The organism is Arthrobacter nitrophenolicus (assembly GCF_045833485.1).
GTDB classification, from domain to species: Bacteria; Actinomycetota; Actinomycetes; order Actinomycetales; family Micrococcaceae; genus Arthrobacter; species Arthrobacter nitrophenolicus.
Map to the genome: position 1 here is coordinate 3360317 of NZ_CP174504.1, position 20071 is coordinate 3380387.

Below are 20071 nucleotides of genomic sequence, written 5' to 3' on the forward strand. Positions count from 1 at the left end.
TAGGGGAACGTTAAATGCTTGACGCCGATTTGGCCCACGAACGGGAGTATGTAGCCGGCCTGTATGCCCGGCTGGAAGAGCTCCGCGAGGAAAAGCGCCGGCAGCTGGCGCAGGTCCGGCGGGCCGGGGCAGTGGGCACCATGCAGAACGTTTCCGAACGCGACGCCTTCGCCGCACTGTATGAGGACCGCCTGGCGCAGCTGGACGCCGTGGATGACCGGCTGGTCTTCGGACGCCTGGACCTGGACTCCGGCGAAGCGCAGTACATCGGCCGCATCGGCCTCACCACCGAGGACCTGCAGCGCCTGATGGTTGACTGGCGCGCGCCCGAGGCCGGCCACTTTTACCAGGCCACCGCTTTCGACCGGCAGGGCGTGCGCCGCCGCCGGCACCTGATCCTGCAGGGCCGCGAAGTGAAGGCCATCGAGGACGATGTCCTGGACGCCGGGATGCTTGCGGACAATGAGTCGCTGCAGGGTGAAGGCGCCCTGCTCGCCGCCCTGAATTCCAAGCGCACCGGCCGGATGTCGGACATCGTCAGCACCATCCAGTCCGAGCAGGACCGCATCATCCGGTCCTCCATCTCCGGCGCGCTGGTGGTCCAGGGCGGTCCCGGAACCGGCAAGACCGCCGTCGCGCTGCACCGCGCCGCCTACCTGCTGTACACCCACCGCGACCGGCTCAAGAGTGCAGGCGTGCTCCTGGTGGGCCCGTCGTCGTCGTTCATGAAGTACATCGAACGGGTGCTGCCCTCACTGGGTGAGACCGGCGTGGTCATGGCCAGCCTTGGCCGCCTCATGCCAGGCATCCATGCCGTGCCGGAGCAGGACGCTGCTGTTGCCGCGCTGAAGGGCCGCCTGGACATGGCCGAAATCGTGGCCAACGCCGTCTCCAACCGCCAGCGTGTTCCGGCCCATAACAGGACGCTGGAAGTGGACGGCCGCAAGCTGGTGCTGACGCCCCGGCAGGTCCGCCGCGCCCGGGAGAAAGCGCGCGCCACCGGCAAGCCGTACAACGAGGCACGCGTGACGTTCGTCAAGATCCTGCTGCGTGAACTGACGGAGCAGATGACCGAGCTGGTCGAGGCCGGGAACATCGGCAACAACGCGGACCGCTCCTACCTTGCAGAGGATGTCCGAACGGCCCGGGACGTCCGCATCGCCCTGAACCTGTGCTGGATGCCCATGACGACGGAAAAGCTGATCTCCGACCTGTTCAGCAAGCCGGCCATCCTGGAATTCTGCACCCCCCACCTTTCGCCCGCGGAGCGCGCGCTGCTCCTGCGGCCGGCCGACGCCCCCTGGACCGAGTCCGATATCCCGCTGCTGGATGAGGCCGCCGAACTGCTGGGCGAACTCGACGCCGCCGCCGGCCGCGGACTGGCCCAGCAGGAGCACGACCGTGCCCGCGACCTCGCCAACGCCAAGCAGACGCTCGTCAACATGGAAACCGCCGGCGTTGACGCCCTGATGACCGCCGAAGACCTGATGGAGCAGAACCAGGAACGCGAGGCACGGCTCACCGCTGCCGAGCGTGCCACCAGCGACCGCACGTGGGCGTTCGGGCACATCGTGGTTGACGAGGCGCAGGAGCTTTCCCCCATGCAGTGGCGGCTCCTGGTCCGCCGCTGCCCCCTGAAGTCCTTCACCATTGTGGGCGACATCGCGCAGACCAGTTCCGTCGCCGGCGCCAATTCATGGCAGGGCGCCCTGGCACCGATGTTCGGCGACCGGTGGCAGCTGGAGGAGTTGACGGTCAACTACCGGACGCCCTCCCAGATCGCCGAAGCCGCCGTCCGGATGGCGAACGCCGCGGGCCTGGTGGTGTCCGCCCCCAAGGCAGTGCGGGAGGGGCGCTGGTCGCCCATCATCGACGAGGTTGCCCCCGGCAGCCTGGTGGACCGGCTTGTGGAAGTCCTCCCGGAGGAGCTGGAAGCGCTCGACGGCGGCCTGCTCGCCGTGATTGCCGACGGACCGCTCCTGCCCCAGGCCACCGCAGCCCTGCGCGCCGCCTACGGGCGCCGCATCGGCACCGGCGCGGGCAGCTACGAGCAGGACATCGTGGTCATCAGCCCCCGCGAGGCCAAAGGCCTTGAGTTCGACGGCGTTGTGGTCCTGGAACCCGCGAAGATGCTCAACCATGAGCACGGCAAGGTGGGTGACCTCTACGTGGCCATGACCCGCGCCACGCAGCGGCTGCGGCTGATCGCCGCCGAACCCGTTCCGGCCGGTATCGTCCGCTGATCCGGCGTCCTCCGATACTGCTACCTTAGAAGGCGTGCCAGACATCAACAGCCTCGAATCGCAACACAACGACCCCTCTTTTGCCAACATCTGGCAGGAGCTGAAGTGGCGTGGCCTGGTCCACGTCTCCACCGACGAAGCCGAGCTTGAAAAGCTCCTCGCTGGCGCCCCGGTCACGTACTATTGCGGCTTCGATCCGACTGCACCGAGCCTGCACCTGGGCAACCTGGTCCAGTTGCTCCTCATGCGGCGGCTGCAGCTGGCGGGGCACAAGCCGTTGGGACTCGTTGGTGGCTCCACGGGCCTGATCGGTGATCCCCGTCCCACTGCCGAGCGCACCCTGAACACCAAGGAAACAGTGACGGAGTGGGTGGGCTACCTGCAGGCGCAGGTGCGCCGGTTCCTGAGTTTCGAGGGTGACAACGCTGCCCGGATGGTCAACAACCTCGACTGGACGGCGCCGCTGAGCGCCATCGATTTCCTGCGGGAAGTGGGCAAGCACTTCCGGGTGGGCACCATGCTCCGCAAGGATGCTGTCGCCTCGCGGCTCAACTCCGATGAGGGCATCAGCTACACCGAGTTCAGCTACCAGATCCTGCAGGGAATGGACTACCTGGAGCTCTACCGCGCCTACGACTGCGTCCTGCAGACGGGCGGCTCAGACCAGTGGGGAAACCTGACCAGCGGCACCGAACTGATCCGCAAGGTGGAGGGCAAGAGCGTCCACGCCCTGGGCACGCCGCTGATCACCAACTCCGACGGCAGCAAGTTCGGCAAGAGCGAAGGCAACGCCATCTGGCTCGACGCCGGCATGTGCAGCCCGTACGCGTTCTACCAGTTCTGGCTCAACACTGCCGATGCAGACGTTGTGGACCGGCTGAAGGTCTTCACCTTCCTGACCCGCTCCGAGATTGAAGAGATCGCTACTGCAGTGGCCGAGCGTCCGTTCGCCCGTGAGGGGCAGCGGAAGCTCGCCTACGAAGTCACGTCGCTGGTGCATGGCGTGGAAGCCACCGAAAAGGTCATCGCCGCTTCGGCCGCCCTGTTCGGCAACGGCGATCTCACTGCCCTGGACAAGTCCACGCTTCAGGCGGCCACGTCTGAGCTTCCCTCTGCCACCGTCCAGGTGGATGCACTCGGGATCGTGGACCTGCTGGTGGCCTCCGGGCTGTCGGAGAGCAAGTCGGCTGCCCGCCGTACGGTGGGTGAGGGTGGCGCCTACGTCAACAACGAAAAGGTCCTGGATCCTGAAGCTGTCATTTCCGAGGACGAACTTCTCCACGGCCAGTACCTGCTGCTCCGCCGGGGCAAGAAGAACCTGGCTACGGTTGAGGTCCTGGTCCCGTAACTGCGGCATCCCACCCCTTTTGCACGCCCCTTCACAGCCGATTTGCACGGTCGCGGAGGGGCGTGTATTGTTTTCTGAGTCGCCGCCGCTGAGTGGTGACAAACCCCCAACTAATGAGAAGCAATTCTTCTCAGAGCAGCGCTCTGATAGCAGGAATGCTTCACTTTTTGCTGGGTGGATTCACTTCGCCGAGTGAATTCCGGTAAAACAGCCGGATTTGCAAAAGCGAATATGGATGAAATAAGATTGAAACATCGCAGCGAAGAAATACGAAATACAAATTCTTTTTGAATTTGTTTCGGGAATATTCGAATGTGTCTGTTGTTTGAGAACTCAATAGTGTGCCAAGTTTGTTGATACCGATTATGTAATGTGATTGGTTGAATTGCCGGATCGTGCCGCCCCTGTGGCATTGGTTTGGTTTTACAGCTGGTTTCAAATTTTGTGCAGCCTTTGCTGGTGTTATTTCCACTGGTTTTGGTTGTGTCTGTTTTTGTTTTACTTCAACGGAGAGTTTGATCCTGGCTCAGGATGAACGCTGGCGGCGTGCTTAACACATGCAAGTCGAACGATGATCCGGTGCTTGCACCGGTGATTAGTGGCGAACGGGTGAGTAACACGTGAGTAACCTGCCCTTGACTCTGGGATAAGCCTGGGAAACTGGGTCTAATACCGGATATGACCTTCCATCGCATGGTGGTTGGTGGAAAGCTTTTGTGGTTTTGGATGGACTCGCGGCCTATCAGCTTGTTGGTGAGGTAATGGCTTACCAAGGCGACGACGGGTAGCCGGCCTGAGAGGGTGACCGGCCACACTGGGACTGAGACACGGCCCAGACTCCTACGGGAGGCAGCAGTGGGGAATATTGCACAATGGGCGCAAGCCTGATGCAGCGACGCCGCGTGAGGGATGACGGCCTTCGGGTTGTAAACCTCTTTCAGTAGGGAAGAAGCGAAAGTGACGGTACCTGCAGAAGAAGCGCCGGCTAACTACGTGCCAGCAGCCGCGGTAATACGTAGGGCGCAAGCGTTATCCGGAATTATTGGGCGTAAAGAGCTCGTAGGCGGTTTGTCGCGTCTGCCGTGAAAGTCCGGGGCTCAACTCCGGATCTGCGGTGGGTACGGGCAGACTAGAGTGATGTAGGGGAGACTGGAATTCCTGGTGTAGCGGTGAAATGCGCAGATATCAGGAGGAACACCGATGGCGAAGGCAGGTCTCTGGGCATTAACTGACGCTGAGGAGCGAAAGCATGGGGAGCGAACAGGATTAGATACCCTGGTAGTCCATGCCGTAAACGTTGGGCACTAGGTGTGGGGGACATTCCACGTTTTCCGCGCCGTAGCTAACGCATTAAGTGCCCCGCCTGGGGAGTACGGCCGCAAGGCTAAAACTCAAAGGAATTGACGGGGGCCCGCACAAGCGGCGGAGCATGCGGATTAATTCGATGCAACGCGAAGAACCTTACCAAGGCTTGACATGGACCGGACCGCCGCAGAAATGTGGTTTCCCCTTTGGGGCTGGTTTACAGGTGGTGCATGGTTGTCGTCAGCTCGTGTCGTGAGATGTTGGGTTAAGTCCCGCAACGAGCGCAACCCTCGTTCTATGTTGCCAGCACGTGATGGTGGGGACTCATAGGAGACTGCCGGGGTCAACTCGGAGGAAGGTGGGGACGACGTCAAATCATCATGCCCCTTATGTCTTGGGCTTCACGCATGCTACAATGGCCGGTACAAAGGGTTGCGATACTGTGAGGTGGAGCTAATCCCAAAAAGCCGGTCTCAGTTCGGATTGGGGTCTGCAACTCGACCCCATGAAGTCGGAGTCGCTAGTAATCGCAGATCAGCAACGCTGCGGTGAATACGTTCCCGGGCCTTGTACACACCGCCCGTCAAGTCACGAAAGTTGGTAACACCCGAAGCCGGTGGCCTAACCCCTTGTGGGAGGGAGCCGTCGAAGGTGGGACTGGCGATTGGGACTAAGTCGTAACAAGGTAGCCGTACCGGAAGGTGCGGCTGGATCACCTCCTTTCTAAGGAGCGCCTCACAATTATCATTCTCTGCTGTATGGCGGGGTGTGGTGTTGTCAGGAGTACGCCCGTTGCGCAGACGCTAGTTCTGCGGCGGGTGCTCATGGGTGGAATATCAACAAATAGCGGCTGCCTGGTTCTGGTTCTTGTCTAGTACGGATGCATCCCCCTTGGGGTGTGTGTCCTGGAACGGCGGGGCCGGGGGTTGGGTGGTTTCGTGTTTGGCACACTGTTGGGTCCTGAGGCAACAGGGCCGGGGGGTTTTGGTTCCCCGGGGTTTGTTTGTTTCTGGTTTCCCTGCCACGTCGTTTCATGCGCTGTTGGCCTCCTTTTTTGTGGGGGGTTGGTGTGTGGGGTGTGTGGTGTGGGGTTGTTGTTTGAGAACTACATAGTGGACGCGAGCATCTTCCATGAGGAGCCCTTTGGGGTTTTTCGTGGATAAGCAATTTCCAAGAATTGGAACCTGGATCTGGCCGCATTGTTTGAGACTCTTTCGGGGGTTGATGGGGTGTGGGCGGTTTCTGTGGTTCTCTCGAGTGTTTTTGTTGTTGATCTTTTGTGGTCAAGTTTTTAAGAGCACACGGTGGATGCCTTGGCATTAGGAGCCGAAGAAGGACGTAGGAATCTGCGATAAGCCTGGGGGAGTCGATAACCGGACTGTGATCCCAGGGTGTCCGAATGGGGAAACCCCGCCAAGCGCGCGAGTGACTTGGTGACCCGTACCTGAACACATAGGGTGCGTGGAGGGAACGCGGGGAAGTGAAACATCTCAGTACCCGCAGGAAGAGAAAACAATAGTGATTCCGTTAGTAGTGGCGAGCGAACGCGGATCAGGCTAAACCGTTCCATGTGTGATAGCCGGCGGGCGTTGCATGGTCGGGGTTGTGGGACTTTCCATACCAGTTCTGCCGGGCTGGTGGGGTGTGATGTGCGCGCATAGGTGAACGGTTTTGAAAGGCCGGCCAGAGAGGGTGTTAGTCCCGTAACCGTAATGCGTTTGTGCCGCCTGTGAGAGTATCCCAAGTAGTACGGGGCCCGAGAAATCCCGTGCGAATCTGTCAGGACCACCTGATAAGCCTAAATACTCCCTAATGACCGATAGCGGACCAGTACCGTGAGGGAAAGGTGAAAAGTACCCCGGGAGGGGAGTGAAACAGTACCTGAAACCGTGTGCTTACAATCCGTCGGAGCAGTCGCGAGTAATCGCATAGTAACTGTGACGGCGTGCCTTTTGAAGAATGAGCCTGCGAGTTAGTGTTACGTCGCGAGGTTAACCCGTGTGGGGCAGCCGTAGCGAAAGCGAGTCTGAATAGGGCGTGTGAGTGGCGTGATCTAGACCCGAAGCGAAGTGATCTACCCATGGCCAGGTTGAAGCGACGGTAAGACGTCGTGGAGGACCGAACCCACTTCAGTTGAAAATGGAGGGGATGAGCTGTGGGTAGGGGTGAAAGGCCAATCAAACTTCGTGATAGCTGGTTCTCCCCGAAATGCATTTAGGTGCAGCGTTGCGTGTTTCTTGCTGGAGGTAGAGCTACTGGATGGCTAATGGGCCCTACAAGGTTACTGACGTCAGCCAAACTCCGAATGCCGGTAAGTGAGAGCGCAGCAGTGAGACTGTGGGGGATAAGCTTCATAGTCGAGAGGGAAACAGCCCAGACCACCAACTAAGGCCCCTAAGCGTGTGCTAAGTGGGAAAGGATGTGGAGTTGCTCAGACAACCAGGAGGTTGGCTTAGAAGCAGCCATCCTTAAAAGAGTGCGTAATAGCTCACTGGTCAAGTGATTCCGCGCCGACAATGTAGCGGGGCTCAAGTACACCGCCGAAGTTGTGGCATTCACACGTGTTCTAAGCCTTTGTGGTTCAGGAGTGTGGATGGGTAGGGGAGCGTCGTGTGGGCAGTGAAGTCGCGGTGGAAACCAGCGGTGGAGCCTACACGAGTGAGAATGCAGGCATGAGTAGCGAAAGACGGGTGAGAAACCCGTCCGCCGGATGATCAAGGGTTCCAGGGTCAAGCTAATCTGCCCTGGGTAAGTCGGGACCTAAGGCGAGGCCGACAGGCGTAGTCGATGGACAACGGGTTGATATTCCCGTACCGGCGAAAAACCGCCCATGTTGAACAGGGGATACTAACTGCCCGAGACCTGCCCGACACCCCTTGTGGGTGAAGGGTTTTGGTGGAGCGCAGGACCTGATCCTGGGAGGCAAGCGTATTAACAGGTGTGACGCAGGAAGGTAGCCGAGCCGGGCGATGGTTGTCCCGGTCTAAGGATGTAGGGCGAGTGGTAGGCAAATCCGCCACTCATAATGCCTGAGATCTGATGGGACCCCCGTTTGGGGGGATTTGGTGATCCTATGCTGCCGAGAAAAGCATCGACGCGAGGTTTTAGCCGCCCGTACCCCAAACCGACACAGGTGATCAGGTAGAGAATACTAAGGCGATCGAGAGAATTATGGTTAAGGAACTCGGCAAAATGCCCCCGTAACTTCGGGAGAAGGGGGGCCCCAACCTTGAACGGACCATGCGTCCGGGAGGGGATCGGGGCCGCAGAGACCAGGGGGAAGCGACTGTTTACTAAAAACACAGGTCCGTGCGAAGTCGCAAGACGATGTATACGGACTGACTCCTGCCCGGTGCTGGAAGGTTAAGAGGACCGGTTAGCCGCAAGGCGAAGCTGAGAATTTAAGCCCCAGTAAACGGCGGTGGTAACTATAACCATCCTAAGGTAGCGAAATTCCTTGTCGGGTAAGTTCCGACCTGCACGAATGGAGTAACGACTTCCCCGCTGTCTCAACCATAAACTCGGCGAAATTGCAGTACGAGTAAAGATGCTCGTTACGCGCAGCAGGACGGAAAGACCCCGAGACCTTTACTATAGTTTGGTATTGGTGTTCGGAGTGGCTTGTGTAGGATAGGTGGGAGACGTTGAAGCCCGGACGCCAGTTCGGGTGGAGTCATCGTTGAAATACCACTCTGGTCACTTTGGACATCTAACTTCGGCCCGTAATCCGGGTCAGGGACAGTGCCTGATGGGTAGTTTAACTGGGGCGGTTGCCTCCTAAAAAGTAACGGAGGCGCCCAAAGGTTCCCTCAGCCTGGTTGGCAATCAGGTGTCGAGTGTAAGTGCACAAGGGAGCTTGACTGTGAGAGAGACATCTCGAGCAGGGACGAAAGTCGGGACTAGTGATCCGGCGGTACATTGTGGAATGGCCGTCGCTCAACGGATAAAAGGTACCTCGGGGATAACAGGCTGATCTTGCCCAAGAGTCCATATCGACGGCATGGTTTGGCACCTCGATGTCGGCTCGTCGCATCCTGGGGCTGGAGTAGGTCCCAAGGGTTGGGCTGTTCGCCCATTAAAGCGGTACGCGAGCTGGGTTTAGAACGTCGTGAGACAGTTCGGTCCCTATCCGCTGCGCGCGCAGGAAATTTGAGAAGGGCTGTCCTTAGTACGAGAGGACCGGGACGGACGAACCTCTGGTGTGTCAGTTGTACTGCCAAGTGCACCGCTGATTAGCTACGTTCGGATGGGATAACCGCTGAAAGCATCTAAGCGGGAAGCTCGCTTCAAGATGAGATTTCCATACACCCTCGGGTGTGAGAGGCCCCCAGCCAGACCACTGGGTTGATAGGCCGGATGTGGAAGCGAGGACTAACGACTCGTGAAGCTGACCGGTACTAATAGGCCAACAACTTACACCACAAACAAAACACAACTGCTTGCGTCCACTATGTGGTTCCCAACCAACAACCCAACACGGGTCACAGGTTGAAGGAACATAATTGAATACAACACCACAGCTCCCTAACCGGAGCACGTTGTAACCACACAGATTTCCCCACCCCATTACCGGGTGCGGGTAGTAGGGTTACGGCGGTCATAGCGTGGGGGAAACGCCCGGTCCCATTCCGAACCCGGAAGCTAAGACCCACAGCGCCGATGGTACTGCACCCGGGAGGGTGTGGGAGAGTAGGACACCGCCGGACATAACATTAGTAGGGCCCTGACAGCGAATGTCAGGGCCCTACGACTTTAACCACCACACACCCCCCGGCACCGGGAACAACCACCTACCCGCCGGTTCCGGGAACCGCCGGAAGTAGGCGCCCGGGGGTGTGAAGATTGCCGGCTCTTCGCGGTAGATGGTGAAACGCGTTCCGTGTCTTGAAAGCTGAAGGGCCCGCAGCCCTGCTGTGATGGATGTTCTCTACGCATTCATCAAGTCAGGAGCTACGAGCCTTGATCGAGCCTACTTCCCCGCGCCCAGATGCTGCCACCACCATCTTCAACTTGCCCGACTACCGGGTCACCGGCACCGAGATTCTTGCCTTCGGGCAGCGACGGATCCATGTCGGTTCAACCGCAGAGGCGGGCTGCCCGTCCTGCGGCGTGATCGGCAGTCGCGTACATTCCCGCCGGCCCCAGCGGCTGCGTGACATCCCCGTCGCCGGGCCGGTTGAGGTGGTCTGGGCAAAGCGACGGTTCTTCTGCGATGAGTACCTGTGCTCACGACAGACATTCACCGAAGAGACCTCCCAGGTCCCTCGCCGGGCACGGTCTACCAGCCGGCTTCGGGATGCCCTCGTGGCCGCGGTGATCGGGTCAGGGCGGGCAGCGGCGGAGGTCGCCGCTGCCTTCGGTGTTTCATGGTGGCTCGTCCAGAAAGCCCTGGACTCCGCAGCCCTCACCCTGCCTGATGTCGATGCCTTGGCCCCGCGGATGCTCGGCATTGATGAACACCGCTACCGGTCCGTGCGGTTCTTTCGCGACCCAGCCACCAAGGCCTGGAAACGCTACGAACCCTGGATGACCACCATTGTCGATCTGGACACCGGGCAGGTCCTTGGCATCGTGGACGGCCGCGACAGTGGCGGGGTTGGAGACTGGCTGTTCGCCCGCCCGCTGGAGTGGCGGCTTGGGGTGCAGGTCGTTGCGATTGACCCCTCGGCGGCGTTCAGAAAGGCCCTGCGGATGTGGCTTCCGCGGACCGCTGTCTCGGTCGACGCGTTCCATTTGGTCAAGCTCGGCAATGACATGCTCACCGAAGTCCGGCAGAGGCTCACCCAGCAGGTTCATGGTCGGCGGGGGCGCTCCATCGATCCAGTCTGGGCCAACCGGCGGCTGCTCCTCCGTGCTGGCGACACGCTCTCGGACCGGGCACGCGCCAGGCTCAGCACCGTGTTTGCCACCGACGACGCCACCGGAAAGCTGCAGGCCGCGTGGCTGGTCAAGGAGCAGCTCCGGGCCCTGCTGATTACCGGTTCCCTTGCAGACGCGGCCGTTGCCAAAGACCGCCTGCAGGTCTTGGTCGAACGGGCCGCTCAGCCGGAGACGAACCGGCTCTGGCGCACGGTCTGCCGGTGGTGGAAAGAGATCGAGGTCCTCATTGTCACCGGCGCGACAACCGCGAAAGTCGAAGCCAATAACACCGCGATCAAGCACATCAAAAGGACAGGCCGGGGATTCACGAACGCAGGCAACTATAAAACGCGTATCCTGTTGCGCAGTGCCGCCAGAACAGCGGCATGAACACCCATCACGGCAGAACATTCACCACGAACCGCGAAGAGCCAGATTGCCACGATGCGCTACTTCCGGGCCGGACTGTCCCGGTGGTTTATGGGGCTCGCCTAGAATTGATGAAGATGTACGGACTTCGAAGCGCTTGATTTCGGGTTGCGTAGGAAACGAAACACGGATACGAGCGGCTGCAGTTGCGCCAGTGGTCGGCTCACAACAGGAGGAATCCATCATGGCCGAGCACAACGGCGGCAACCGCGGAAACGACCGCGGCGCCTTCAGGGGAAACAACAACTCCGGCGGCGATCCGCGCGGGTTCCGATCCCGCGGTAACCGCGACAGCAATGACCGGGGCGCGGCCGGCGGCGGTGAGCGGAAGCCATTCGGTGAGCGGAAGCCCTTTGGCGATCGTGACCGGAAGCCTTTCGGTGACCGTCCGCGCCGTGAGGGCGATGACCGCCGCGGGTTCGGCGGCGGGGAGCGGAAGCCGTATGGGGACCGGGAGAACCGGCCTTATGGTGACCGTCCGCGCCGTGAGGGCGATGACCGTCGCGGGTTCGGCGGCGGGGAGCGGAAGCCGTATGGGGACCGGGAGAACCGGCCTTATGGTGACCGTCCGCGCCGTGAGGCGGATGACCGTCGCGGGTTCGGCGGCGGGGAGCGGAAGCCGTATGGGGACCGGGAGAACCGGCCTTATGGTGACCGTCCGCGCCGTGAGGGCGATGACCGTCGCGGATTTGGCGGCGGAGAGCGGAAGCCTTTTGGCGACCGTGACCGCAAGCCCTTCGGCGACCGGAAGCCTTTTGGCGACCGTGACCGGAAGCCCTTCGGTGACCGTCCGCGCCGCGACGACGGCGACCGCCGCGGGTTCGGCGGGGGAGAGCGCAAGCCCTACGGGGACCGGGAGAACCGGCCCTACGGTGACCGCCCGCGCCGTGACGACGCTGAGCGCCGCAGCTTCGGGGGCGGCGACAACCGCAGGCCTTTCGGCGACCGGCAGGAGCGGCAGGACCGCGACTCCCGCAGCTTCGACCGTGGTGACTCACCCCGCGGTGGTGCACCCCGCAGCGACTCCGGCCCCCGCGGATTTGGCCGCGACCGCCAGGAAGACCGTCCGGCACGCGTTCCCAACGCCAGGGACATCCGCAGCGCCAACCGCCCCGACCGCGAACGCTCTCCGGAAATCGATGAGGACGTTACGGGTAAAGAGCTGGACCGCGCCACCCAGCACCAGATCAAGACCCTCGAATCGCGAAGCGCGGAGTGGGTTGCCCGCCACCTGGTCATGGCTGGGCGCCTGATTGATGACGAGCCGGAACTCGCGTTCCAGCACGCTTTGGCGGCAAGCCGCCGCGGCGGCAGGCTTGCTGCGGTGCGTGAAGCCGTGGGCCTCACTGCCTACGCTGCCGGCCACTACGGCGAGGCCCTCCGGGAATTCCGCACCTACCGGCGCATCAGCGGCTCCAATGTCCACCTGCCGGTCATGGCCGACTGCGAACGTGGCCTGGGCCGGCCTGACCGGGCACTTGATGTAGCCCGCTCCGAGGAAGCCCAGGACCTGGACGCCCCCGGCAAGGTGGAACTGGCAATCGTGGCTGCAGGTGCCCGCAGGGACCTCGGCCAGCTGGACGCCGCCGTCGCCGAACTTGAAATCCCGCAGCTCGACATGAACCGGGCCTTCTCCTACAGCCCCCGGCTGTTCCGTGCCTACGCTGACGCCCTCACCGCCGTCGGCCGCGAAGCCGAGGCGGACAAATGGCAGAAGCAGGCCGTTGTGGCCGAGAATGCGCTGGGCCAGGGAGTCGACGAGGAGCCTGACATCATCGACCTCGGCTGGGACGAGGAAGAAGAAGCCCGCGAGGAAGCCGAGCGGCGCCGCAACCTGGAGCGCGCCTCCGTAGCCAGCCAGGCAGCCGCCGCCGGCCCCGAAGCAACGGCCGGCGCCGGCAGCGCGGCAGGAACCGATGAGGTCCAGGCAGCCGACGTCGACGACGCTGCCATCGATGACCAGGAAGCGGACTACTTCATGTCCGATGACGCCGAGTCCGACGAAGACTCCGTGGAGCACGACGAACTGGGCGATGCCTCAAACAACAGCGGTGCCTCGGACCACAGCGATGCCTCGGACTCCAGCGGCAGCCAGGACACCGAAGACAACCAGGACAGCCGGGAAGACTGACGCGAATGACAGACGTTCCCCTGATCTCCCTGTTCGATGCGCTCCTGGCCGACCTGGACGGAGTGGTCTACGCGGGTCCCCACGCCATCCCCGGCGCGGTGGAGTCGCTGCAGCGGTTGTCCGCCCACGGGGTGGGGCTGGGCTACGTGACCAACAACGCGTCCCGGTCACCGGCCCAGGTTGCGGCACACCTGCGTGAACTGGGTGCTCCCGCCGAGGACAACCAGGTGGTCAGCTCGTCGCAGGCCGCGGCCGAGCTCCTGGCGTCCAGGCTGGCACCGGGGTCCCGGATCCTGATCACCGGAAGCCCGGCGCTGGCCCGCGAGATCGAACTGGTGGGCCTGGTCCCGGTTTACAGCCAGGACGAAAATCCGGTGGCAGTGGTCCAGGGCTTCAACCCGGACATCGGTTGGAAGGACCTGGCGGAAGCCACGTACGTGGTCAACGCCGGCGCGCTCTGGGTGGCCACCAACACGGACATGTCCATACCCCAGGCACGGGGAATCGCCCCCGGCAACGGAACGCTGGTGGCTGCGGTGGCCGCGGCAACCAAACAGCAGCCGCTGGTCGCCGGAAAGCCGGAGGCGCCGCTTTTCCACTCGGCCGCCAAGAGGCTGGGAGCCGAGCGGCCGCTGGTGGTGGGCGACCGGCTGGACACCGACATCCTGGGCGGCAACAACGCCGGCTTCGCCACCGTGGCGGTGCTGACCGGCGTCGACACCCGGCAGACCATCCTGGCGGCCCGCGCCGCCGAGCGTCCGGACTACATCATCGGGACGCTGCCGGACCTGTACCGGCCCTACCCGGAGGTAACGCACGACGACGGCACCTACACGTGCGGGCGGGCCTCCGCGCGCGTGGCCAACGGCGCGGTGGGCATCATCGGCCGCCAGGACAGCCTCGATGCCTGGCGGGCGGCCTGCGCTGCATGGTGGGCCGCGACCCCGGATGCCGTGGCCCCCAAGGCGCCAAAACTTGCCTGGCTGGATCATTAGGCTGGTTGAATGACTGAGCTGACCGGACCCGACGCAGCAACAGCCGAGCCGTCCCCGGACTGGCCGGAGACGCCCGGCGCCGGCATCACGGATCCTGCCGTGGCGCGGGCCCTCGCCCGGCTGGCGGACCTGCCCCAGGCGCCCGTCGCAGAGCACGAAGCAGCCTACACAGCCCTGCATGACGAGCTCCTCGAAGCACTGAACGATGAGCACCCGGACGCAGAGGCGGACGCCGGCGCTCCGGGCGGCGGAGCCTGATGCCCGTACGACTCGACCAGGCCCTGGTGGCCCGCGGCCTGGCCCGGTCGCGCACGCACGCCGCCGCCCTGATCGCCGAAGGCAAAGTCACGTCCGCCGGCAAGGTCCTGGCAAAGGCCTCCCTGCAGGTGGACGACGACAGGGACCTCGCCGTCGAACACGACGAACAGGACACCTACGCCAGCCGCGCCGGGCACAAGCTCGCCGGGGCCCTGGACGCCTTCCCTGAAGTAACCGTGGAAGGCAAACGCTGCCTGGACGCCGGCGCCTCCACGGGTGGCTTCACTGACGTCCTGCTGCGGCGGGGCGCCGCTTCCGTGGTGGCTGTCGACGTCGGCCACGGACAGCTGGTGCCGCACCTTCGCGACGATCCGCGCGTCACCGTCCACGAGGGCATGAACGTCCGGTACATGGAACCGGCGGACATCGGCGGACCCGCTGCCCTGACCGTCGCGGACCTGTCCTTCATCTCGCTCACCCTGGTGGTCCAGCCGCTGGCGCAGTGCACGGAGCCCGGCGGCGACCTGGTGCTGATGGTCAAGCCACAGTTCGAGATCGGCAAGGACCGGCTGGGCCGCACAGGCGTGGTCACCTCAGAGCGCGAACGCCGGCTGGCGGTGGAGAAAGTGGCGCTGGCAGCCTTCGACGCCGGCCTGGACCTGTGCGGCCTGGCGGCCAGTCCACTGCCCGGCCAGGACGGAAACGTCGAGTACTTCCTGTGGATAAGACGCAGGATCGGCACAGACTTGCCTAAGATCGAAGAGCGCGGGGCAGAAGTTGCTGCCTTGCTCGGACGTATCTGGCCGAACCACTAGAGAGCGGAACCTGATGAGCAGGCGTGTACTGGTCCTTGCCCACACCGGCCGCGAGGAATCCTTGAAGGCCGCCTGGGAGGCCTGCGCCCTGCTGCACGCCTCCGGCATAGTGCCGGTGATGCAGGAGTCCGAGCTGGGGGACATGGAACGGTTCTTCGGGCACCTCGCCCAGCCCGTGGAGGTCCTCCACGACCACGTCCAGCTGCCGGACGTCGAGCTGGTGATGGTCCTGGGCGGCGACGGCACCATCCTGCGCGCCGCGGAGCTTGTCCGCGAGGTGGACGTGCCGCTGCTCGGCGTCAACCTGGGCCACGTGGGCTTCCTGGCCGAAAGCGAACGGGCGGACCTTGCCCAGACCGTCGAATGGATCGCCAGCCGCGAGTACACGGTGGAAGAACGGATGACCATCGACGTGCAGGTGTGGGTCCGCGGCCAAAAGATCTGGCACACCTGGGCGCTGAACGAGGCCGCGATCGAAAAAGCCAACCGGGAACGCATGCTGGAGGTGGTCACCGAAGTGGACGAGCGTCCGCTGACATCCTTCGGCTCGGACGGCATCGTGCTCGCCACCCCCACCGGCTCCACCGCTTACGCCTTTTCGGCGGGCGGCCCCGTGGTCTGGCCCGAGGTGGAGGCCCTGGTGATCGTCCCCATCAGCGCCCACGCCCTCTTCGCCAAGCCTCTTGTGGTCTCTCCCCGCTCGAAGCTGGCGGTGGAGGTCCTGGGCCGCACCGACGCACTCGGGGTCCTCTGGTGCGACGGCCGGCGCTCCGTGGACCTCCCGCCCGGCTCACGCGTGGAAGTCACCAAATCGGCCACCCCCGTCCGGCTGGCACGGACCCACCAGACCCCGTTCTCCGCCCGGCTGGTCCGGAAGTTCGAGCTGCCCATCCACGGCTGGCGCGGCCCGGTCCCCAAGGCCGAGGCCATCCACACCGGCCCCATCCCGATCGTCCGGACGCCGCGGCCGATGCCGCCGCTCCAGGTGCCGGAGCACGGCCGGCCCGATGCTGACCCCGATCCGTCGACCGCAAAGTGAAGCGATGCTTGAAGAACTGAGAATCCGCGATCTCGGCGTCATCACCGACGCAACCCTTCCGCTGGGCCCGGGCCTGAGCGTGGTGACCGGTGAAACCGGTGCCGGCAAGACCATGGTGGTGACCGCCGTCGGCCTGCTGCTTGGCGCACGTTCCGACGCCGGCGCCGTCCGGAGCGGGGCAAAGAGCGCCACGGCGGAAGCGGTGCTGAAGCTCGACGCCGGCCACCCGGCTGTGGCCCGGGCGCTGGACGCCGGTGCGGACGCGGAAGAGTTCGACGGCGGCGCCGAGCTGATCCTGGCCCGGCGCCTGGGTGCGGACGGCCGCAGCCGCGCGTTCCTGGGCGGCCGCGCCGCCCCCGTGGGGGTCCTGGCCGAGATCGGCGAAACCCTTGTGGTGGTGCATGGCCAGTCGGACCAGATCCGGCTCAAAGGGGCAGCCGCGCAGCGCGGTGCCCTGGACAAGTTCGCCGGGGAAGCCCTGGCAGGGCCGCTGGCCGCCTACCAGGACCTCTACAACCACTGGAAAGCGAGCCAGTCCGAGCTGGACACGCTGCGCAGCGCCGCCCGCGACCGGCTGCGCGAGGCCGAATCGCTGCAGACTGCCCTGGCCGAAATCGACGAGGTGGATCCGCAGCCGGGCGAGGACGAGCTGCTGAAGGCCGAGGCGGTCAAGCTCGCCAACGTGGAAGAACTGCGCATCGCCGCCAGCACGGCCCATCAGGCACTGATCGCCGAGGACTTCGGTGAGGAAGGCGACGCCACCACCCTGGTGGACACGGCCAAGCGGACCCTGGAACATGTGGCCGAACACGACGCCGAACTGGGATCGGCCGCTGCCCGCCTTGCCGAGGTGGGCTTCCTGCTCAACGACATCGCCACGGAACTGGCCAGCTACCAGGCCGGGCTGGACTCCGAGGGCCCGGAACGGCTGGCGGAAATCGAGGACCGGCGCGCCTCGCTGGCCAAGCTGGTCCGGAAATACGCGCCCACCATCGACGAGGTGCTGGAGTGGGCCGAAAAAGCCCGGGTCCGTTTCGACGAACTGCAGGACGATTCATCAAGGATCGAGGCCCTGGACGCGGAGGTGGTCCGGGCAGAGGCCGAGCTGAAGAAGCAGGCCGCCGCCATCAGCAAGATCAGGGCCAAGGCAGCCAAAGACCTTTCAGCCCGCGTCAGCGCCGAACTGAAGGCGCTGGCCATGGCTGATGCAACCCTGGTGATCACCCTGGAGCCGGCCGCCCAGCTCGGCCCGCACGGGGCGGACGAGATCGGTTTCCTGCTCCAGCCGCATTCCGGTGCGCCGGCCCGGCCGCTCGGCAAGGGCGCGTCCGGCGGTGAACTTTCCCGCGTCATGCTCGCCATCGAGGTGGTGCTCGCCGCTGTCGATCCGGTGCCAACGTTTGTCTTCGACGAGGTGGACGCCGGCGTGGGCGGACGCGCCGCCGTCGAGATCGGCCGCCGGCTGGCCATGCTGGCCCGGCACGTGCAGGTCCTGGTGGTGACCCACCTGCCCCAGGTCGCCGCATTCGCGGACCAGCACATCACCGTCACGAAAACCTCGGTCCGGGGTGCCGACGGCGGCACGACCACCGGGTTCACGTCCAGTGATGTGCGCCTCCTTGACGGCCCCGAACGGGTCCGCGAGCTGGCCCGGATGCTGGCCGGGCAGGAGGACTCGGAATCCGCCCAGGCCCATGCGCAGGAACTGCTGGATGACGCCAAACTCCTGCCACAGCGGGCCTGACGGCGCCGGCGCGCCGGAACCCGGCCACCTCCCGCCGGTCCGAAACCCTTGATCCGCGGGCGGCCGGACCTGCAGACTTGGAGGTTTGGGGGACAGTTCCACCCGACCCGTGGAAGGCTCAATTGATGATAGGCTCGAATTCCGTGGTGCAGCGATCAAATTCCCGTGTAAATTCCCGGTTCCCGGGCTCGTCCAAGACGACCAAACACATCTTCGTCACCGGTGGTGTGGCGTCCTCGCTCGGTAAGGGACTGACGGCTTCGAGCCTCGGCCACCTGCTGCGGGCACGCGGCCTGTCTGTAACTATGCAGAAGCTCGATCCCTACCTGAACGTGGATCCGGGCACGATGAACCCCTTCCAGCACGGTGAAGTCTTCGTCACGGACGACGGCGCCGAGACCGACCTGGACATCGGGCACTACGAGCGCTTCCTCGACGAGAACCTTGAAGGTTCAGCGAACGTAACCACCGGCCAGGTCTATTCCACGGTCATTGCCAAGGAACGCCGCGGCGAATACCTCGGCGACACCGTCCAGGTCATCCCGCACATCACGGACGAGATCAAGCGCCGCATGCGACTGCCGGCCGAGGGCAAGAACGCCCCGGACGTCATCATCACCGAAATCGGCGGCACGGTGGGGGACATCGAATCCCAGCCCTTCCTCGAATCCGCCCGCCAGGTGCGCCAGGACATCGGCCGCACCAACGTCTTCTTCCTCCACGTCTCGCTGGTGCCCTACATCGGGCCCTCGCAGGAGCTGAAGACGAAGCCCACGCAGCACTCCGTCGCCGCCCTGCGCTCCATCGGCATCCAGCCCGAGGCCATCGTGATCCGCTCGGACCGCGAAGTGCCCGAGGCGATGCGCGAGAAGATCGGCCGCATGTGCGACGTCGACATCGACGCCGTGGTCAACGCCGCCGATGCCCCCAGCATCTACGACATCCCCAAGACCCTGCACACCCAGGGACTGGACTCCTACATCGTGCGTGCCCTGGACCTGCCGTTCAAGGACGTGGACTGGACCAGCTGGGACAAGCTGCTTGAGGCCGTGCACAACCCCAAGCACCACGTCGAGATCGCCCTTGTGGGCAAGTACATCGACCTTCCGGACGCCTACCTGTCCGTGACGGAGGCCCTGCGTGCCGGCGGCTTCGCCAACGACACCAAGGTGAAGATCCGCTGGGTTCCGTCCGACGAATGCGAAACGCGCGAGGGGGCCATCAAGGCGCTCGACGGCGTCAACGCCATCTGCGTTCCCGGCGGCTTCGGCATCCGCGGGCTGGAAGGCAAGCTCGGGGCGCTGAAGTTCGCCCGCGAAACCAAGCTGCCCGTCCTTGGCCTCTGCCTCGGCCTGCAGTGCATGGTCATCGAATACGCCCGCAACGTGGTGGGGCTGGAAGGCGCGTCCTCCAGCGAATTCGAACCGGACTCCAAGTACCCGGTGATCGCCACCATGGAGGAGCAGCTCGAGTTTGTCGAGGGCCGCGGCGACCTGGGCGGCACCATGCGCCTGGGCCTCTACGAAGCGAAGCTTGACGAAGGCTCGGTCATCGCCGGAACATACGGCAAGACCACCGTCAGCGAGCGGCACCGCCACCGCTACGAGGTCAACAACAAGTACCGCGACCAGATCGCCGCCCAAGGACTCGTCTTCTCCGGCACGTCGCCGGACGGGAAGCTCGTGGAGTTCGTGGAGCTGCCCGCCGACGTGCACCCGTACTACGTGGCCACGCAGGCGCACCCGGAGCTGAGCTCGCGCCCCACCCGTCCGCATCCGCTGTTCGCCGGACTGGTCAAGGCTGCCCTGGACCACCAGCGCGGCGGCACCACGGCGGAGCCTGCCGACACGGCCGCTGCCGGGGCTGCCGAGGCCCAGCCGTCCGGTACGGTAGCCGCTAAGTAGT

General features: G+C 63.9%; 10 protein-coding genes and 3 rRNA genes. All 13 read left to right on the forward strand.

Features of this window, described 5'->3' with window-relative positions:
• Nucleotides 1-14: 14 nt before the first annotated feature.
• The 13 genes from ACJJV6_RS15545 to ACJJV6_RS15605 all read left to right on the forward strand — a co-directional run bounded on the left by ACJJV6_RS15545 (nt 15) and on the right by ACJJV6_RS15605 (nt 20070).
• A complete protein-coding gene (locus ACJJV6_RS15545; RefSeq protein ID WP_407709386.1) occupies nt 15-2243 on the forward strand; it encodes a HelD family protein in 2229 nt (742 codons plus the stop codon).
• A gap of 34 nt (nt 2244-2277) precedes the next feature.
• Nucleotides 2278-3591 carry a tyrosine--tRNA ligase gene (gene tyrS / locus ACJJV6_RS15550; RefSeq protein ID WP_354177378.1) on the forward strand — a complete coding sequence of 438 codons (1314 nt, stop codon included), beginning with the start codon at nt 2278-2280 and terminating at the stop codon, nt 3589-3591.
• Nucleotides 3592-4094: 503 nt separating this feature from the next.
• A 16S ribosomal RNA gene (locus tag ACJJV6_RS15555) occupies nt 4095-5619 on the forward strand.
• 558 nt (nt 5620-6177) lie between these two features.
• Nucleotides 6178-9318 (forward strand): 23S ribosomal RNA (locus ACJJV6_RS15560).
• A 167-nt stretch (nt 9319-9485) separates the two neighbouring features.
• Nucleotides 9486-9602 (forward strand): 5S ribosomal RNA (gene rrf, locus ACJJV6_RS15565).
• The 16S, 23S and 5S rRNA genes sit together here, the layout of an rRNA operon.
• A 253-nt stretch (nt 9603-9855) precedes the next feature.
• Entirely contained in the window at nt 9856-11145 is a 1290-nt protein-coding gene (locus tag ACJJV6_RS15570) for an ISL3 family transposase (RefSeq protein ID WP_407709387.1), read from the forward strand.
• Between the two features lie 223 nt (nt 11146-11368).
• On the forward strand, nt 11369-13315 hold the full coding sequence (locus ACJJV6_RS15575) for a hypothetical protein (RefSeq protein ID WP_407709388.1): 1947 nt from the start codon (nt 11369-11371) through the stop codon (nt 13313-13315).
• Between the two features lie 5 nt (nt 13316-13320).
• Nucleotides 13321-14310 (forward strand): HAD-IIA family hydrolase, encoded by a 990-nt coding sequence (locus ACJJV6_RS15580; protein ID WP_407709389.1) that lies wholly within the window; start codon nt 13321-13323, stop codon nt 14308-14310.
• A gap of 9 nt (nt 14311-14319) precedes the next feature.
• Nucleotides 14320-14568, forward strand: coding sequence for a hypothetical protein (locus ACJJV6_RS15585; RefSeq protein ID WP_407709390.1), 249 nt, complete (start codon nt 14320-14322; stop codon nt 14566-14568).
• The gene (locus ACJJV6_RS15590; RefSeq protein ID WP_407709391.1) at nt 14568-15383 is read left to right on the forward strand and encodes a TlyA family RNA methyltransferase; all 816 of its coding nucleotides are present in this window, start codon (nt 14568-14570) and stop codon (nt 15381-15383) included. Before ACJJV6_RS15585 ends, ACJJV6_RS15590 begins: the two co-directional genes overlap by 1 nt.
• Before the next feature lie 13 nt (nt 15384-15396).
• The gene (locus ACJJV6_RS15595; RefSeq protein WP_407709392.1) at nt 15397-16422 is read left to right on the forward strand and encodes an NAD kinase; all 1026 of its coding nucleotides are present in this window, start codon (nt 15397-15399) and stop codon (nt 16420-16422) included.
• Nucleotides 16423-16426: 4 nt separating this feature from the next.
• Nucleotides 16427-18166 (forward strand): DNA repair protein RecN, encoded by a 1740-nt coding sequence (gene recN, locus ACJJV6_RS15600; RefSeq protein WP_407709393.1) that lies wholly within the window; start codon nt 16427-16429, stop codon nt 18164-18166.
• A gap of 125 nt (nt 18167-18291) precedes the next feature.
• A complete protein-coding gene (locus ACJJV6_RS15605) occupies nt 18292-20070 on the forward strand; it encodes a CTP synthase (RefSeq protein WP_133352378.1) in 1779 nt (592 codons plus the stop codon).
• Nucleotide 20071: the final 1 nt, after the last annotated feature.

Coding starts and splice junctions, on each gene's coding strand:
- ACJJV6_RS15545 (WP_407709386.1), top strand. CDS start 15: ATGCTTGACGCCGATTTGGCCCACGAACGGGAGTATGTAGCCGGCCTG.
- recN (WP_407709393.1), top strand. CDS start 16,427: ATGCTTGAAGAACTGAGAATCCGCGATCTCGGCGTCATCACCGACGCA.
- ACJJV6_RS15575 (WP_407709388.1), top strand. CDS start 11,369: ATGGCCGAGCACAACGGCGGCAACCGCGGAAACGACCGCGGCGCCTTC.
- ACJJV6_RS15605 (WP_133352378.1), top strand. CDS start 18,292: ATGATAGGCTCGAATTCCGTGGTGCAGCGATCAAATTCCCGTGTAAAT.
- ACJJV6_RS15590 (WP_407709391.1), top strand. CDS start 14,568: ATGCCCGTACGACTCGACCAGGCCCTGGTGGCCCGCGGCCTGGCCCGG.
- ACJJV6_RS15585 (WP_407709390.1), top strand. CDS start 14,320: ATGACTGAGCTGACCGGACCCGACGCAGCAACAGCCGAGCCGTCCCCG.
- ACJJV6_RS15580 (WP_407709389.1), top strand. CDS start 13,321: ATGACAGACGTTCCCCTGATCTCCCTGTTCGATGCGCTCCTGGCCGAC.
- ACJJV6_RS15595 (WP_407709392.1), top strand. CDS start 15,397: ATGAGCAGGCGTGTACTGGTCCTTGCCCACACCGGCCGCGAGGAATCC.